General features: G+C 46.6%; 15 protein-coding genes. 3 read left to right on the top strand and 12 right to left on the bottom strand.

From position 1 onward, the window contains the following. Positions 1 to 198, bottom strand: a 198-nt coding sequence (locus tag QM657_RS18340) for a hypothetical protein (protein ID WP_415068150.1), incomplete at its 3' end; no start/stop codon positions are given. Between the two features lie 173 nt (positions 199 to 371). Here QM657_RS18340 and arcC point away from each other — a divergent pair. Both arcC and pdaA read left to right on the top strand, forming a co-directional pair. Next, the gene (gene arcC / locus QM657_RS18335; protein ID WP_415068149.1) at positions 372 to 1,310 is read left to right on the top strand and encodes a carbamate kinase; all 939 of its coding nucleotides are present in this window, start codon (positions 372 to 374) and stop codon (positions 1,308 to 1,310) included. A 66-nt stretch (positions 1,311 to 1,376) separates the two neighbouring features. After that, a complete protein-coding gene (pdaA, locus tag QM657_RS18330) occupies positions 1,377 to 2,237 on the top strand; it encodes a delta-lactam-biosynthetic de-N-acetylase (RefSeq protein ID WP_415068148.1) in 861 nt (286 codons plus the stop codon). 66 nt (positions 2,238 to 2,303) lie between these two features. Here pdaA and QM657_RS18325 read toward each other — a convergent pair whose 3' ends face one another. From QM657_RS18325 to QM657_RS18275, 11 genes are all read right to left on the bottom strand, one after another. Further along, positions 2,304 to 3,020, bottom strand: a complete 717-nt coding sequence (locus tag QM657_RS18325) for a response regulator (RefSeq protein ID WP_415068147.1) — start codon at positions 3,018 to 3,020, stop codon at positions 2,304 to 2,306. Continuing rightward, the gene (locus QM657_RS18320; protein ID WP_415068146.1) at positions 3,013 to 5,712 is read right to left on the bottom strand and encodes a DUF4118 domain-containing protein; all 2,700 of its coding nucleotides are present in this window, start codon (positions 5,710 to 5,712) and stop codon (positions 3,013 to 3,015) included. The genes QM657_RS18325 and QM657_RS18320 overlap by 8 nt, the downstream gene beginning before the upstream one ends. A gap of 108 nt (positions 5,713 to 5,820) precedes the next feature. Beyond that, a complete protein-coding gene (locus tag QM657_RS18315) occupies positions 5,821 to 6,489 on the bottom strand; it encodes a potassium channel family protein (protein ID WP_415068145.1) in 669 nt (222 codons plus the stop codon). 2 nt (positions 6,490 to 6,491) lie between these two features. Further along, positions 6,492 to 7,157 carry a potassium channel family protein gene (locus tag QM657_RS18310; protein ID WP_415068144.1) on the bottom strand — a complete coding sequence of 222 codons (666 nt, stop codon included), beginning with the start codon at positions 7,155 to 7,157 and terminating at the stop codon, positions 6,492 to 6,494. After that, positions 7,157 to 9,985: a cation-translocating P-type ATPase gene (locus QM657_RS18305; RefSeq protein ID WP_415068143.1), complete on the bottom strand. Its 2,829-nt coding sequence runs from the start codon at positions 9,983 to 9,985 to the stop codon at positions 7,157 to 7,159. Before QM657_RS18305 ends, QM657_RS18310 begins: the two co-directional genes overlap by 1 nt. Positions 9,986 to 10,280: 295 nt before the next feature. Next, complete coding sequence (locus QM657_RS18300; RefSeq protein WP_415068142.1) at positions 10,281 to 12,029, bottom strand: restriction endonuclease FokI C-terminal domain-containing protein; 1,749 nt, start codon at positions 12,027 to 12,029, stop codon at positions 10,281 to 10,283. 101 nt (positions 12,030 to 12,130) lie between these two features. Further along, the gene (locus QM657_RS18295) at positions 12,131 to 13,288 is read right to left on the bottom strand and encodes a DUF4317 domain-containing protein (protein WP_415068141.1); all 1,158 of its coding nucleotides are present in this window, start codon (positions 13,286 to 13,288) and stop codon (positions 12,131 to 12,133) included. A gap of 143 nt (positions 13,289 to 13,431) precedes the next feature. Then, on the bottom strand, positions 13,432 to 14,040 hold the full coding sequence (locus QM657_RS18290) for a class II aldolase/adducin family protein (RefSeq protein WP_415068140.1): 609 nt from the start codon (positions 14,038 to 14,040) through the stop codon (positions 13,432 to 13,434). 5 nt (positions 14,041 to 14,045) lie between these two features. Further along, positions 14,046 to 15,311, bottom strand: coding sequence for a 3-oxo-tetronate kinase (gene otnK, locus QM657_RS18285; protein WP_415068139.1), 1,266 nt, complete (start codon positions 15,309 to 15,311; stop codon positions 14,046 to 14,048). A 12-nt stretch (positions 15,312 to 15,323) separates the two neighbouring features. Beyond that, positions 15,324 to 15,971, bottom strand: coding sequence for an aspartate/glutamate racemase family protein (locus QM657_RS18280; RefSeq protein ID WP_415068138.1), 648 nt, complete (start codon positions 15,969 to 15,971; stop codon positions 15,324 to 15,326). Next, entirely contained in the window at positions 15,968 to 16,780 is an 813-nt protein-coding gene (locus tag QM657_RS18275) for a sugar phosphate isomerase/epimerase family protein (protein WP_415068137.1), read from the bottom strand. Before QM657_RS18275 ends, QM657_RS18280 begins: the two co-directional genes overlap by 4 nt. Before the next feature lie 110 nt (positions 16,781 to 16,890). Here QM657_RS18275 and QM657_RS18270 point away from each other — a divergent pair, with 110 nt between their 5' ends. Next, a complete protein-coding gene (locus QM657_RS18270) occupies positions 16,891 to 17,754 on the top strand; it encodes a LysR family transcriptional regulator (RefSeq protein WP_415068136.1) in 864 nt (287 codons plus the stop codon). Positions 17,755 to 17,779: the final 25 nt, after the last annotated feature.

The raw sequence follows: 17,779 nt of genomic DNA, 5'->3' as shown, positions 1-17,779 counted from the left end.
CTTCTTTCTTTTTGTTTTTTTTTTGGGGGGGTGATCCGTTAGTCCGCAGTGCAGCCCGCAAATCCTACGGATTTGCGGGCTCACGGGCATTCGCCCTATGAACCGGAAAGTGGAAGCTTTTTTTTTCTTATGTGCGAGCACAACGAAAAAAAAAGCTTCCACTTTCCGGTTCGCACTGCTCATTGCTTGTATGAACATTATACCCTCCCCCCTCTCATATATCTACTTAAATTTCCTTAAATCCATCTAAATTTTTCTAAATTTTTTCTTATTCTTTCCCTGTTTCAAATTCTATTGCTATTTTTACCTCCCAATTATATAATATTCTTATACTTTTACTCACAAATCTACGAAAATGAGAGGTGACTGATATGGCGAAAAAGCGGATTGTTTTGGCGTTGGGGCATCGGGCTTTGGGGACTAATCTTCCGGAACAGAAAAAAAGGGTGGCTGAAACGGCTAAGGTGATCGCCGATTTTATTGAATCCGGCTGGCAGGTGGCCGTTACCCACAGTAATGCTCCTCAGGTGGGTATGATTCATACGGCTATGAATGAGTTTGGAAAACTTCACGACGGTTATACTTCTGCTCCCATGTCTGTCTGCTCTGCCATGAGCCAGGGCTATATCGGTTATGATCTTCAAAACGGCATCCGGGCCGAGCTTATGAAGCGCGGAATTTATAAGCCGGTGGCTACGATTTTGACGCAGATGATGGTAAATCCTTACGATGAGGCTTTCTACACTCCCATGAAGCCGGTGGGCCGCCTTATGTCAGAGGAAGATGCCAGGGAAGAGGAAGAAAAGGGTAATTATGTAGAGGAAATTCCTGGGAAAGGGTTTCAGCGGGTGGTGGCTTCTCCAAAGCCGGTGGCTATTGTGGAAATTGACGTTATAAAGGCTGTTATGGATGCAGACCAGATCGTCATTGCCTGCGGCGGGGGCGGTATTCCCGTTATGGAACAGGGATATAACTTAAAAGGAGCCAGCGCAATCATTGAAAAGGACCGGGCTGCCGGGCTTTTGGCGAAGGAAATTGACGCTGATGTCCTGATGATCCTCACCAGCGTTGACAGTGTCACCTTAAACTTTGGCACACCGGAGGAACAGCCCATCAGTTCCATGAATTTAGAGGAAGCCAGGGCTTATATAGAAACCGGACAGTTTGAGTTCGCTTCCATGCTTCCGAAAATCGAAGCTGCTGCCGATTTTCTCCTCTACGGCAGAAACCGGAAGGCTATTATTACATCTTTAGAGCAGGCGAAAGCCAGTCTGGAAGGGCAGGCAGGAACTACTATCAGGGAATCATAACCTTTTTGAATAGGGACAGACACAGGACTCATATCTTGAAACAAACGATATAACGGAGTCAAAAACATGAAATTTTTGCAAAAATTCAAGTTTGCAGAAAAAATCAGAAACTTTTCTGTCTCCCCTGATGGAGGAAAATACGCAATTAAAGTATTTCTTCTTTTTCTCTGCGCCTTTCTGGCCGGGCATCTCACTGCGATGATAACCGGGCATTACAAGACCGTGGAAACGGCCTCAGAAGGAAGCTGGGGATTGAGCTTCCAGCAGGAAGGACAGCCGCCGGTAGCCAATGCGACCATGGACTATTTACGGCAGTTTGACGCCTTCTATGCTGCAAAAACTCCCGAAAAAATCCTCTATCTGACCTTTGATGCAGGATATGAAAACGGAAACACTGCACCCATTCTGGACGCACTGAAAAAGCACAACGCAACCGCAGCCTTTTTCGTGGTAGGAAATTACATAGAAACATCCCCGGAACTGGTCAAGCGAATGGTTGACGAAGGCCATACCGTAGGCAATCACACCTTCCACCATCCCGATATGTCCAAGATTTCTTCAAAGGAGGCCTTTGAAAAGGAACTGAAGGATTTAGAGACGCTGTTCGAACAGACAACCGGAAAGCCTATGAAGAAATACTACCGCCCTCCTCAGGGAAAATACAGTGAGACCAATTTGCAGATGGCAAAGGATATGGGATATAAAACATTTTTCTGGAGCCTGGCTTATGTGGACTGGTACGTGGATAAACAGCCTTCCAAGGAAGATGCCTTTAAAAAGCTGATCGGAAGAATCCACCCCGGCGCTATTGTACTTCTTCACAGCACCTCCCGCACCAATGCCCAGGTCCTTGATGAGCTCCTGACTAAATGGGAGGAAATGGGATATCAGTTTAAATCTTTAGATGATCTGGTCACTGCACCTTAAAAAGAAAAGCAGTTGAAAAGGCGCATAAACGCTCCGTTTCAACTGCTTTTTTCCGTGTAAACACGGTTAAATGGATTTCCCGTCCTCTGGAACCCGCAGCATGCGGTACCCAACGCCGATATGGGTCTGGATATATTTAGGCTGGGAGGAATCTTCCTCAATTTTTTTGCGCAGCGTTGCCATGAAGACCCGCAGCGCAGGAATATCGTTGGTGTAGCTGCCCCAAATCTCATGCAGAATATAATTATGAGTGAGAACCTTTCCCACATTCTTGGCCAGGAGGCACAGCAGCTTATACTCAATGGGAGTTAAGTGAACCTCTTCCCCATTGAGCCAGGTACAGCCTGCGGCATAGTCAATTTTAAGGCTGCCGTTTGTAAAAACAGTGGAGTCCTTAAGCAGCTTGTCGCTGTCATAGCGGATTCGGCGCAGGCTCACACGAAGCCTTGCCAGAAGCTCCTCAACGCTGAAAGGTTTTGTCAGATAATCATCCGCACCGGCATCAAGAGCGTCAATTTTATCCCGGTCCTCACTGCGGGCACTGACCACAATAATGGGAACATTAGACCATGTGCGCACTTTTTTGATGATGTCGATGCCATCCATATCCGGCAGCCCCAAATCCAGAATGATAATATCCGGCTGGTTAGAGACTGCCTCCAGAATCGACGCTTCTCCGGTTTGTGCCGTATGATATTGGAATCCCTGTGTTTCCAGGGTGGTGGTAATTAATTTCCGGACTGCCTTATCGTCCTCTACGACTAAAATCAGTGGTTTATTCACCAACATTCACCTCCTCTGCCTGCAGGGTAAAGCAAAATACTGTCCCCTTCGGAATATTATCTTTTACATATATGGTTCCCCCATGGGCGTGGATAATCGATTTGCATAAAAAAAGTCCCAGCCCCAGACCGCGGCGCCCGTCTCCCCGGACGTTGTCTGCCGTATAAAACATGTCAAACAGCCTCGCCTTGGCTTCCTCTCCTATTCCCGGACCGTCATCTGCGATCTCCACCAAAACGGATTGTTTATCACGCTTTGCCAAGATCGTAATGCTTGAACCTGGAGGAGTATATTTGATGGCATTATCCACAATGTTAATGATCACCTGGATGATGAGCCTCAAATCCATTTTTGCCATGAGGAGATCATCCTTTAATACGGTTTCGATACGGTGTTTTTCGCTTTCCCTGCTGACGTGAAGCAACGCTTCTGCAATGACCTCTTCCAGCAGTTCCGACTGCAGATTCAGGTTTATTTTCCCATCTTCAATCCGGGTAATGGACAGGAGATTTTCCACCAGATTGATCAGCCACATGGAATCGTCATAAATATCCGTATAAAGCTCTCTTTTCTGCTTTTCACTGAGCACTGCCGAATTTCCCATAAGGATTCCGGCATTTCCGGAAATGCTGGTAAGGGGAGTCCGCAGATCATGGGAAATGGCCCGAAGCAGATTGGCCCGAAGCTGTTCCTGATGCATCTGCATGGAAATCTGCTTCTGTTTCTCACTGAGCTGTTCTTTCTCAAGCGCCAGGGCGCAGTCTCCCAGCATGGCGATCATCAGGCTCTTTTCAAATGTCTCCAGGGCCGGCTCCCCTTCCATCACAATTCCCGCAACAGCGAGCACAGTACCGGTTCCCCGCACCGCAAGGTACATGCACTTTGCCTCCGAAAACGTATTGGTTCCGGCTCCGGCACGTTTGTTGTTTTTATAGACCCACCGGGCTGCTTCCCTCTCCTCTGGACCAGCATATTTTTTCAGGTCATCACCCGCTCCTTCCTTTGGGAAAATGAGGGGCTGAGACAGGGTGTTCTCATCTGTGGAGTAAAATATGACCGTTCTGTCCAGCAGCTTGATCATCTGATGGGCCGTCTCATTTAAAATCTCCCTTTGGTTTTCTGCCTGCTGCAGCTTCCGGCTGGTTTCCAGCAAAACTTCTGTACGGTAAGCCTTTTCAGCAGACCGGTAAGCCTGTTCTTTCACCTGCTTTGTCAGCGTGCTGGTGATGAAGGAAGCTGACAGCATGATCAAAAAAGTGACAGGATAGCCTGAATTATAAGCTTTCAGGGAAAAATGCGGTTCTGTAAAGAAGTAATTAAACACCAGCACGCCAATTAAGGAGGACAACGCACTGCATAATTTCCCCCTTGTGACCATGGCATTTAACAGTACGCCCAAAATATATACGGTAATAATATTCGATTCACTAAAGCCCAGGGAATCAAACCATAAGCCGATTAAGGTGACGAGAAACAATATGCCCACGGATTTCACCGCATCAGCCAGTGACAGCTCCGGCGGCTTTATAAATTTAGGCACAGCGGTGCGGGCCGACGGCTGGGTATCAGGAATGATATAGATGTCAAGGTTGGGCGCCAGAGTGGTGAGTAAGTCCACGAAATTAGTCTTATAAAACAGCCTTTTTCCATGGTTTGAACGCCCCATGACGATTTTTGAAACCCGGCTTGCAGTGGCATACCCTGCAATCTGGCCCGGAATATCCTCCCCGTACACCGTCGCAATCTGTGCACCCAGTTGTTCAGCCAGCCTGATGTTTTCCCGCAGCATATCCATATTTTTACCGGTTAACTCCTTTGTCTCCGGCGTTTCCACAAAAAGGCCTGTAAATGTTCCATGAAAGGCATCGGCCATTCTCGCTGCCGCGCGGATGACTCTCCCATTGGAGGGGGCCGAGGACAGGCAGACCAAAATGTGCTCATTGACATAATTGCCGCCGCCCTGGGAGGACTCCTGATTTTGCACTGCCACCCTGTTGACCTGATCTGCTGTCCGGCGCAGCGTGATTTCCCGAAGGGCATCCAGTTTTTCTTTTGTAAAGAAATCCATAAGCGCCCTTTGATTCTGTTCCTCGCTGTAAATCTTGCCCTTATGGAGTCGCTCCATCAGATCGTCGGGCTCAATATCCACCAGCTCGATCTGGTCGGCCCCATCAAACACACTGTCAGGAATCCGCTCCTGAACAGAAATTCCCGTGATGGAGGCAACCACATCATTTAAGCTTTCAATATGCTGGACATTAACGGTTGTATAAACATCGATTCCGGCACGCAGGAGTTCTTCTACCTCCTGATACCGCTTTTTATGGCGGCGGCCCGGAACATTGGTGTGTGCCAGCTCATCAACCAAAATAAGCTGGGGCTTTCTCCTGATAGCCCGGTCCAGATCAAATTCATATAAAACAGCTCCGTTATGCTCTGTTTCCAGAGGAGCTAATAATTCCATTCCATCTAAAAGCGCTGCTGTTTCCGGGCGGATGTGGGGTTCAATATACCCCACTGCTACATCAACTCCGTCATTTTGTGCCTCATGGGCATCACTGAGCATTGCGTAGGTTTTCCCCACACCGGCTGCATAGCCAAAATAAATTCTGAGCTTTCCCTGACTCTTTTCTTCGGGAACAGGGGAAAGCTGTTTTAACAGCCGGTCGGAATCCGTTTCTCGGACAGCCATAAAAGCACCTCCTGGATAAAACTGCATTTTAAGATTAAATTAAGCACGAAACAATACAAAAGTCAAGGATTATCCGATTTCCCGTTTCCGGCCAGCCGCCCGCTTATGCTATACTCCTGCCCCCAGAATATCCTCCAGGTTTTGAAGCTGGCTCATATGGGTGATGGCGATGACCTTATCTCCTGCCATCAAAACCGAATCTCCCCGCGGAATTAAAAGCTGGGAATCGCGGATTACCGCAACCAGCACACATTCCAAAGGCAGCTTGATGTCACGCAGCGCTTTTCCCGCCACTGAGGAGCCCTGTTCCACCATGTGCTCCACCAGAGAATACTTGCCTCCGTGGAGCTTGAGCAGGGTCATCATATCCCCCATGGACATCTCTTCCGCTACCAGCCGCGCCATTAAATCAGCCTGGTTCAGGGCAGCATCCACGCCCATCATAGGGGTAAAGAGCCATGCATTTTTAGGATTGTTCACGCGCCCTATGACACGGCGGACGCCATATTCCAAACGGGCCAGGGTCCCAATCACAAGGTTGGTCTCATCAGAGCCTGTAACCGCGGCCACAACATCCGTATGATGAATTCCCGCCGATTCCAGCACTTCAGGGGATGTTCCGTCTCCATATATAATAGTATCTTCGGGAAGGCTTCTTTTTAACACATCAATTCGCCCTTCCCTGGCTTCTATCACCTGTACCTCATGGCCCCGCTCTATAAGAAGTGACGCCAGATATGAACCGACCTGGCCTCCTCCTGCAATAATCACTTTCATGTTCACATCCCCCTTCCGCCGCTTAAGCCCAGCATTTTTTTCAGTTGTCCGCTGGATTCCGTCATTGCGGCAATATAGAGCATATCTTTGCGTTTAAAAATGGTTCCTGCTGTGGGGAGAATTGTCTTATTGCCCCGTTCAATGGCAACTACGTGAATATCTCCCAGCACCGTCAGATCATCGACCTTGCGCCCGGCCATCAGGGACGGGATTTCTATCTTCACCAGCTCTGCATCTCCGTTTCCAAAGCTGAAAACCGCATTGAGAGGGGAATAGCAGAGAATATCTGCCGCCCTCTTGATGCCCCATGTGGTTGAGGATAAGGTCTGCACCCCCAGCCTCTTGTAAATTTCTGCCTTTTTCCGGTCATAAAGCCTTGCCACAACATTGGGCACATGGTAGATTTCCCGTGCGATCCGGGCTATGACCGCATTGGATTCATCGCTGGAGGTAAAAGCGGCCAGAGCATCGGTCCGCTCAATTTCCGCTTTCAACAGCACCTCCCGGTCAAAGCCCACACCCTCTATGACGGTTCCTTTAAAATCAGTCCCTAAGTGCTGGAACGCATCTGCATCCGAATCAATGACTGTTATTGAATGACCGCTTTTACTCAGCGCCTGGGCGAGACCGGAGCCATTTCGCCCGCATCCGACAATAATTATTTTCATCACACACCATCTCCTTTTAATTCATGTTTTATGCCTGTTTTTTGCCGGTCCCTGCTTCTTAAGAACCCTTTGCGCAGTTCATCCAAAAGCAGCATCACCGGAGGAATTCCTATTAAGAACGCCCATTCCCTCCATCTTAAGGGAGCGGTATTGAACAAATCGTGTAAAAATGGAATAGGCAGGTAAACCAGCAGGGCCAAAAGAGCGAATTCAACTCCGATTCCCACCAGGATCAGCTTGTTGCTCAGCAGTCCGATCTTAAAGACTGAAATCCGGTCTGTACGGCAGGCGAAGACTGCTCCGACCTGGGCGAGCACGATGGCTGCAAAGGTCATGGCAGTGGCCATCTGATACACGGTTCCCGTTGAAGCGAGTGACACCTGGGGCCAGCCATGTAAGTAGTTTAGGAAAAAGTAAGCCGCTGTTCCAAATCCTGCCTCAATGAGCCCATACCAGCAGAATGCCCGCAGAATCAAAGAACGGTTTAACAGGGATTCCTTCCTGGAGCGGGGCGGCACATTCATAATGCCGGCTTCGGGAACCTCTGCTCCCAGTCCCATGGCAGGAACCATGTCTGTTCCAAGGTCAATAGCCAGAACCTGCATAATGGTGAGAGGCAGAGGAATGGCTCCCCTTGAAAACAGGTACAGCACCATAGGCACTGCTGCTGCCATATTGCTGTTGAAAATATATAATACGAACTTCCGGATATTGTTATAAACGGCTCTTCCTTCCTCAATCGCATTGACAATAGAGGCAAAATTATCATCTGTCAGGATCATGTCGGCAGCTTCCTTTGCCACATCTGTACCTGAAATACCCATGGCAACACCGATATCCGCCTTTTTTAATGCAGGGGAATCATTGACCCCATCTCCCGTAACAGCCACGATCTCCTCCATATCCTGAAGAGCGCTGACCACCTGGAGCTTTTGATGGGGAGCTACACGGGCAAAAAGAACTTCATCTTCCAGAGACTTTTCCAAGTCCTCCTGGCTCATTTTTTCCAGTTCGATTCCTGTAATAATACGGGGATGATCTCCTGTTACAATGCCGATCCGGCGCGCGATGCTTTCTGCCGTCAGGCCGTAGTCACCGGTTATCATGATGATTCTGATTCCGGCATGGTGGCATTTCTTCACCGCCTCTGATACTTCGGGACGGGGCGGGTCAACCATGGCGATAAGGCCTAAAAAGGTTAAATCCTGTTCAATCAGTTCCGGTGTCCATGCGCCAAGGCTGGCAGAAAGGGCTGTTTCTGGGGTCAGAGTTCGCATTGCCACAGCCAGAACCCGCAGGCCGTTTCTTGCGTATCCGTCATTGACAGACATGATCTCTTCCCGTACCTGTTCACTCATGGGAAGGATTTCTCCTCCATGGTTTCTGCGTGTACAGAGCTCCAGCACCTCTTTAGGCGCACCTTTCACATAGACAAGGCGGTTTCTTCCTGAGGTCTGGTGGATGGTGCTCATACGCTTTCGCTCTGAGTCAAAAGGCAGCTCGCGAAGCCGTGGAATCCGGGCGCTTATTTCATCTAAATTCAGCCCGTTTTTCTGGGCCAGCACAAGCAGGGCTGCCTCTGTCGGGTCTCCAAGGACCGTAAAACGGGGGGACTCCTCGTTGGGGTCCAGCAGACGTGCATTGCAGCACAAGCCTGCGCCAGTGAGCAGTTCTGAAAGTTCTTTATTGCTTTGAGGCACCGGCTGACCATTTTCCAGGATTTTTCCTTTTGAAGCATCATACCCTACGCCTGTGACTTCCATATGCCTTCCGTCCATCCAGAGGCTGCTGACCGTCATTTCATTCTGGGTCAGTGTACCGGTCTTGTCGGTACAGATGACCGTGGTACAGCCCAGTGTTTCTACGGCAGATAATCGTTTGATCAGCGCATTTCTCTTAGCCATACGCTGAACGCCCATAGCCAGTGACAGGGTAACTGTGGGCAAAAGCCCTTCCGGAATAAATGCAACAATCATTCCCAGGGCAAAAATAAAGGCAGCTACCGGCTCTGTTTTCGCCAGGAAAATAGCCAGAACAAAGAAAATCACTCCAATGCTGACAGAAATGACAGAAACTCTTTTGGTCAGCTTCCCCATCTCCCTTTGCAAGGGGCTGGGCTCATCCTTAAGGCTTTGAGTCAGACTGGCGATCTTTCCGAACTCTGTTTCCATTCCTGTGGCATAAACCACTGCCCGGCCCGTTCCTGATGAAACAGTGGTTCCCGCAAACACCATATTGGGCTGTTCAGACCGGGAGAGGTCATCACGAAGCACCTCATCGCTGCTTTTATAAATGGGATTTGATTCTCCCGTCAGGGTGGATTGATTGACCCGTAAGTCATTGTCTTCCACAAGACGGGCATCTGCTGAAATCCGGTCACCTTCAGACAGCAGCATCACATCGCCGGGAATCAGTTCTTCTGCAAGAAGCCGCTGTTCCTGCCCATCCCGCAGCACGCGGACATAATCGGGCAGCAGTTTTTTTAATGCTTCTGTTGCTTTTCCGGCGCGGAATTCCTGCCAGAAGCTGAACGTTCCGTTGATGACATTGACCATCCAGATGGCAATCGCCAGCTCAGGAATCTTTGCCATCAATGCCACAAGTCCTGCACCCCACAAAAGGACTGCCATCAGATGGGTGAAATTAGAAAGAAATTTCCAAATAAAGGGCCTTCCTTTTTTTTCTTTCAAAATGTTTTTTCCGAATTGTTTCAGCCGTGTCTCAGCTTCGGCTGCTGATAAACCCCCGGCTCCTGTTTCCAATGCACTGTAGACCTCAGAAATGCCGAGCTTTTGTATGTTTTGTATTTCATGTAAGTTGGTATCCATCGCTGTTATCCATTCTCTCCTTTAATACAGTCTCCTACCATCAGGTATCCTCTTGCAACTCCTTCACTCTGAGGGGACCGGGCTGCCTTTTGTAAAGCAGAACAGGATGAGGAGTTGTTGGTCTAAGTATATATCCTTTGGAATTAAGGGGGTGTTTGGATAAAATCCACAACATGAAGATTGCATTAAGATGGAGATTAAAAAAAGAGCTCATTCAAAACAACCATTGCCGGAGTTTTGAATAAGCTCAAAAATTGAATTCACGAATCATTTATTTTACGGCTGTTTTGCCGGATTACCATGGAATCGGAGCAGAGTTGCGGAATGTGATCTCATCATTGCAGTCAAACAGGGCAAAGCATTCCTCATAGCCCAGACGCCCGGATTTCAGTTCCTCTGCCATTAAGAGAAGGTTCATGGAGTTGATGACTGATCCGCAGATTCCGGAACGCATGGAAATATTGTTCAGCCTGTCCTTAAATCCTCCTGTAAATGCCCCGGAGATAAAGGCAAAGTGATAACGGGTCACTGATACGTCAAATATCTCCCACCACTTGTTTGGATTGAGCATTTCATTGCGCTCTTTGTTTTCTTCTATGTAGCGGTACATCTCATCGGCCTGCTTGATGGGAAGGGAATACCCCTTTCCATAAGCTTTATTGTCAATAATCAGCCCGTCCTTTCCATAATAGACGCAGACATCCGGCTTTCTCGTATCCCCCAGCCTGGCTCCCTGAAAATCCAGTTCTGCCGTTAAAAGCTGGGCTGTCTGTATTTCGTAGTCCCGGTCTGAATTGCCGTCATAGCCTAAGTCCAGAAGCACCAGATACTTATGGTCTACATGGGTGAGATGAGTTCTTAAGTAATCCTTGCATATGGATACCTCTGATTTTACAGGAATTGTTCCCTTGTCTGCGCAAGGCAGCTCAAGTCCTGTTATTTCATCCATAATTCCGTAGGTATCCCCGCTCTTTTTCACGTTGAGGCCGATGTGTTCAAAGCTTCGGATGTCATCGAGAATGGTTTCTGCCTCTTCCTCCATGCCCGCCTCTTTTAAGTACTCCTTCACCTTCTCCGCAGAACGGCAGGTTCCCTCCAGATATTTTAGGATGCGGGCTCTCCGGCTGCGCAGATAGTCCCGGTCTCCTGCCTTGGTCGCCAGCATATCCCACATGACCCGTTTGGGAAGCCGGGGAAACCGGGAAATTCCTCTGACATGCTTTAAAATGGTCCTGCCTTTTAAAGTCAGCTGATAGGACTGAGGGATAATTCCGGTATAATTCCTGCTTCCAATGCGGGCTGTCACTTCTTTCTCTACCTTATTGACCCAGCCCATCTGTATGAGCCAACTGCATATGGTACGGACGTATTTGTCGCTGGTTCCTTCCGTATCCTGGAGAAGTTTTGCCTTATCCTCCCTGGTTTTTGCTTCCTCTAACCCCTGAAGGATCATGGGCTGGGGAATGGAGGTGAAGCCGGCCTCTCCGATGAATCCCAGCCTGGCTCCCATCTCAAACTTGGTCAGATGGCCTTCTTCGCCCAAAAGAGACAGCACCCGGCACACCGGAGGATAGGAAAGAAGGGCAGTTTTTAATACTTCCTTCTCCTCTTCGCTTTCCGGCAGAGCCTGGGCGTACTGAAAGCCTAAGGGAGACAGAAAACAGACATCCTTATCCCGGTCATAATCCAGAAAACCGATGCTGACCGCCCACCTTAAGAAAGAATCAGCAGGCCAGTCGCTCTGGTATTCCTTCCTCTGCCCCGGCAGAACGGCCTGGATGATCCCGGAACAGGGAGCGCTGCTTCTGGTATGGCCTGCAGGCCTCCCCTTTCCCTTTAAATGGATATATGGAATGACAATTTCCGTTCCGCTCAATTCCCGTATGAATTCCTCTCGCCCATCCTTCTCCGATATGAGCCTGGGGATTTTATCCAGGCGCAGGGTCCGGTTGATTTCTGAATCCGGTACGAATACGGATACCACATTTTTTAAATTTCCCAGAGTATAGGCCTCCTGTATCCAGCCAAATGTTCTGTCTGCCACTGTCATTTCCTTTCTGTTCGAGCCTGTATCTTTGTTCTGGTCTGCATCTTTGTTCCAGCCTGCATCTTGTTTCCAGTTTACACTTTAAAATCCGCAGTTTTTTACTCTTCCGGCTCCATCATTTTTTCTGCTCCAATAGGCCTTACAGTGATGCCGTTGATTTCCACATGTTCACTGATGCCGATTACAATACATGGACGCCCGTCAATCATCCGGTTTTCCACCAGATGAGTCTTATCCGGTGACACCTTTATGCTCACATCAGGGGTTTTAATCTCAAAGCTTTTGGTATTGACCACATTGGCAGCGATAAAAGCAGGCTTTTGTCCATCTTCCCCATCTCCAAAGCGCTGGTCAAATTCCTCCAGCTTTTCCTGGCTGGCTCCGTTATTCTCCAGAAGCTTTTTCATCTGATACTGATCCAGAGTAAAGGGAGCCGGTTCATCTTTTGTCTCTTCCAATATCTCATTCAAATTCTCATGAAGATTCTTGACTGTTTCAAAGTCGCAGTTTTCTCCCAAAGTCTCTTCCACAATGGCCTGAAATATCTCCTTCTGGCTTTTGGCAGACATGGGGATAACGCAGCCTAACAGTTCATCAATCAGGCTCTCCGGCATCTGCTCCGGATTCTTAGAATAGAACAAAAGGCTGTGGATGTCTGTGTTCCGGTCCGTAAAGGCCGGGAATAAAAATCCGGTGTCCGGGGCTTCCACCAGCCAGTCCCTGCTGCGGTTTTCAATGGCATTCGTCTCTGAATTGTAGCAAAGACCGGCCTTTGACAGCTTGACAGGACAAATGGTGCACTGGATGAATTCATAGACAAAATCAGAGGCGTCAAACATCTCTATGCCGTCAGTGGATTTGGCAGGAATGTCGTATGCACAATGGTTCAGGATAATATAATAATTTTCACCGTAATCATAGCCTGCGATCACCTTGTCGTAAAATTCTTCAATCAGGGCGTCGTCCTTTAACTGGCTGTCCCGAAGCTTTAAAAGAAACTCCTGGGTCCCTCCTTCTGCCTCTGTATGTAAAGGGAATTCCATATTGATCAGGTTCTTTCCGATGGTTCCTGACAGCCCGTTTCTGAAAATGGTAAAATATTTAAATGCCTCTTCCTCCGGAAGAGATAAAAACGCTTCTTTCAGCTCTGTTCTTTTATTCTTTTCCGCATCCACATAACAGCCGCAGATCCGGGTGATGGCACAGCCAGCCGGAGTAAAAAGTTTCTTTATTTCATTGGCTTCTTTTTTGTTCATCTCACGATATTCTCCTGTCTTAAGGTTGCATTTCTGTTTAATACTAGAACAAATTCCGGCAGAAGTCAAGAACAGGGAAAGACAATAGCTTTGCTTCTTAGATTTGCTTTTTAACTCAATAATGCCGGGAAATACTTCTTGGCTTATCCCTTTATTATTCTCGTAACATCTGCCTTACCAGTCAATTCCCATGCCACACGAGCACTTTCCTCCAGTTCTTCCAAACAATAAAATGCTGACATTAAATCCTTATCCGCCACTACCGGTCCATGATTTCTCAGCAAATATCCATTGCTTTTATCCATGCGCGCTGCAAAAGAGTCAAATAATTCCTCGCTCCCCGGCTTGGCATAGGGAATCAGACCTACTGTGCCCAATTTCATTTTCAGATAAGGGGTATAAGCTGGAATACAATCCTCCTCGCACTCATGTTCTAAGCAGGACCACAGGATACTGTAAAAGCTGTGTGTATGGATTACTGCCTGAACTTTATCACTTCTTTTATATAACATGAAGTGCAGGGGAAGTTCCTTGCTGGGAGCAATGCCACTTACGTAGTTACCTTCCATATCCACAATGCCAAAACTTGTTGAATCCAGATTGCCAAAACAGGTATTGCTGCCAGTTATATAAATATAATTATCATGCCGAAAACTCAAATTAGCTGATGATCCGGATGTTTTCCCCCTGTCAAACAAACTCTTACCTATCCAGATTGCTTCAGCTATTTTAGTATCTAAATTTTGATCCATTCCATTCACCTTCCTGTCATTTTAATGGCTCGTTCAAAAAAATCTTCCTGACCAAAATTACCGGACTTAAGAACCAGTCTGATTTCCGGATTATCTAACGGTATCATAACCGGTACACCCGGTGCTACGCTCTCAGATATTTGATAAGCAGAAAAGCCCAGCCTCTTGGTAACTGCACCAGAGGTTTCACCTCCTGCTACGACAATTCTGGTATACCCCGCCTGTATAGCCCTATAAGCCAACTCAGCGGTTGTCTGTTCCAGTAATTCTGCTATCTGCTCACGCCCCGCTTTTTGGACACTTTTCACTTCATCAGCTTCATCTGAACTATAAATCAATATTGCCTCATCTTCTGCCGCCTCAACTTCATGCCACAAATCATCAACACTCTGACGCTTCTCCAACAATTTCATTGGCTCCATTTTTATGGCTTTCCCACCATTATTAATGAAGTAACGGACTTGCGAAAGTGTCGCTGTCGAACAACTGCCAGACAAAATCAATCCCTTCCCATCTGTTCCAGCCTCTGTGAAATCATCAAATTTCCCCATTCCAGCATACATTTGTCCTAACGCTTCCATAATGCCAGAGCCTCCGGTTAAAAATGGCAATCCCCCAAATACTTCCACGATTCTTACAGCATCCTCTGAACATACAAAATCGGGAATTACATAAAAATGCTCTTTCCCTTCTCCAAAATCACTGATCACCTTATGAATTTCTGCCACCGGTTTATGTAACATATCAATAGAAAGTTTCATACAGGGGTATTGGCTCTGGGGTTCCATAAGCTCAGCAATATCTGCCGCCCACATTGGTGTCAGCGGATGATTTTTCATTGGACTTTCATGAAGTAAAACACCATTAACATACAGCCTGCCATCCAGGACTGTCCTTTTATTGACCGGCAATGCTGGACATAAAATGGTATACGGTGTATCACAGTATTCTAATATCGCATCCGCTGCAGGGCCAATGTTTCCTTTTGGGGTGGAGTCAAAAGTAGAGCAATATTTAAAATATAACTGCTGCACCCCCTTTCCTTTCAGCCAGGAAACCGCAGCAAGTGTATCTTTAACTGCTCGTGATCTTTCCATTGTCCTGGTTTTCAATGCAATTACAACTGCATCAAATCCATCGAGGTCAATATCAATATCCGGGATTTCACTCACTAACAACACCCGTATGCCGCCCTTCACCAAAAAAGAGGCGGCATCACTTGCACCGGTAAAATCATCAGCAATGCATCCTAATTTTACGGTATTGTTCATGTTTCTCTCCTCCTATTTCATCAGTTCCAGCAACTGTTCATAAGCCGCCTGAGGACTGGTAAACAGCCTGGATTTATTAAGCATCAGCCCATTAGCTGCTCCAGCCATAGAAATCTGAGCCAGCACAATATTATCATAGCTGCCATCCATCTGTTGAACCTGCTTTATAATCAGGTCATTATGTTTCTTTAAATTCTGCTGCTGTATTGCTTCGTAAGCTTCCTTTAACCAGACAATTTCAATCTGTTCTTTCTTGTTATATTTTAAGTACTGTTCAGATAATTGTCTTTTGGATGGTGTTAAAGTAGACTCAAACGTACACAACAGCGCTGTACTTCCCCCAATTTTCCCCACTTGATCAAACATTGCCGTATCCGCTCCAATTACAGGAACGGAAAATAATTTTTGAAACATGTCGGCATAAGGAGAGAATACGGTACAGGTCAATATGACGCCATCCGCTCCATCCCGGCATGCTGCTGCCAGCAGATGCAGCATTCGCCCCATTGTTTCATCGGTAATGCCGCCCTCTTTTTCTATTTTTTCACTCAGATAACCATCCAGATAATTAATAACTGCAATATCCGGTTTTGATAATAAATAATCGGTCATTGGTTTAACTGAATTTATGGTAATACTGATTAAAGCAATTCTCTTCATCTTTTTTCTCCAATACATTTAAGTAAATATTCTGCAGATTTCTGCGCTGCCGTTTTGCTGTCTGGCTGTTGCTTGATCTCCATTGATACAAATCCCCGAAAATTAATATCTCTTAACTCTTTCATAACTTTATCAAGTTCAAGCTGCCCACAACCCGGAATCAGACGGTCGCTGTCCGACATATGCACCATACCCAAAGCATTGCCCATGGATTTAATTGAATGGCCTGTATCCGGCTCCGTTATTGACATATGGTAAACATCAGCCAATATTTTTAAGTTACTGCATCCACAAAGCCGGGTCCATTCAAGTGTCTGCGCCACTGTATTTAAATTATTAATATTGCCTGAACTTTGCGGCTCTAAGTATAAATCTACACCATAAGACAATGCAGTGTTACAGGCTCCTTCTAATACTTCCTTTAAATAAGGCAGACTGACATAATATTCTTCTCCCGTCATCCCGCGATATTTCCCAACTAAAACCGAGGTTTGGTAATGAGCCGCCAGTTCAATCAGTTGATACAGCCGTTTTAACGCCTCTTGGCGGACAGCCTCCTCCTGATGCATTAGAAACAGCCCATCTTTCGTTTGCATTGGAGTCGTTCCAATAGCTGACAAAACGAGCCCATTATCCTCTAACAGCCTGTCCAGCAGACTGATATCCACTGTCTGCGGATCTCTGACCAGAAGTTCAATTCCTTCATAACCCATTTTCTTTAATTGATAAAAAACAGTTTCAAATTCATCACACCATGCCATCACCTTCACGCCGGCATCAGGTACGGCAACAGGATAAGACAGTTTCATAGGATACCTCTCTTTTTATTATCTGTTATTCTCTAATTGACGGAAAGTCAAAATAGTTATATGCTAGTAACACGAAACCAATAAATTCTACAAAATTCACCGGAGGGATTATGAGAGATTTTGATTGGAAAATACTCACCACTTTATACAAAACAAGAAATATAACCCGTACCGCAAACCTGATGTTTATTACCCAGCCATCACTGACCAGACGTCTTCAGCAAATAGAACTGGAACTGAATACAGCTTTAACGGTTCGCAGTACCAAAGGTGTTGTCTTTACCCCTAACGGAGAATATGTGGCCCAAAAAGCCAGTGAAATCCTTCAGACCCTGGATGAAATCAAAAACCACATCGAAAATTCTGACCAGGGCACCCAGGGAACGCTCAGGATCGGTGTACCAAACTCCTTTATGCATTTTGTGGTCCCTTCACTATTACAAAAATTCTCAGAAGCCTATCCTCAGGTCAAGCTGGAACTCTATACCGATTTGAGCAGTCAACTCATAAAGTCATTGGAAGAACAAGAACTGCATGTCTGCTTTGCCCGCGGCAACATAAGTACTCCGTTGAAAAAGCATTTATTATCTGAGGATCAAATTGTCATCATTTCTCATGAACCGATCATCCTGGAGAACCTGCCAAACCTTGCCCGAATTGAGTATGCAAAAGAGGAAACAATTATTGAAGCCACTTCCAAATGGTGGGATGAACACTTTTCTGTACCACCTAACATCAAACTCAAAGTAAACAGCGGGGAAGCTTGTCTGCAAATGATAAAACATAAATTAGGTTATGGTATTTTTTCCGACGCCAAATACTTTGATCCCATGGATGGTTTATATACTCTGCCTCTGACATTTAAAGACGACTCAAAGTTCACCCGAAAATCCTGGCTGGCATATGATGAAAAAGTTCTTCATTATCCTCTTGTAGCTAATTTTATATCATTTGCCCTTCAATCATTTTCTTAGTAAAAGAACGTTAAACCGTGAATGA

The organism is Lacrimispora sp. (assembly GCF_047605665.1).
Taxonomy (GTDB): Bacteria; Bacillota; Clostridia; order Lachnospirales; family Lachnospiraceae; genus Lacrimispora.
This window is presented reverse-complemented; position numbering and strand designations above follow the sequence as displayed.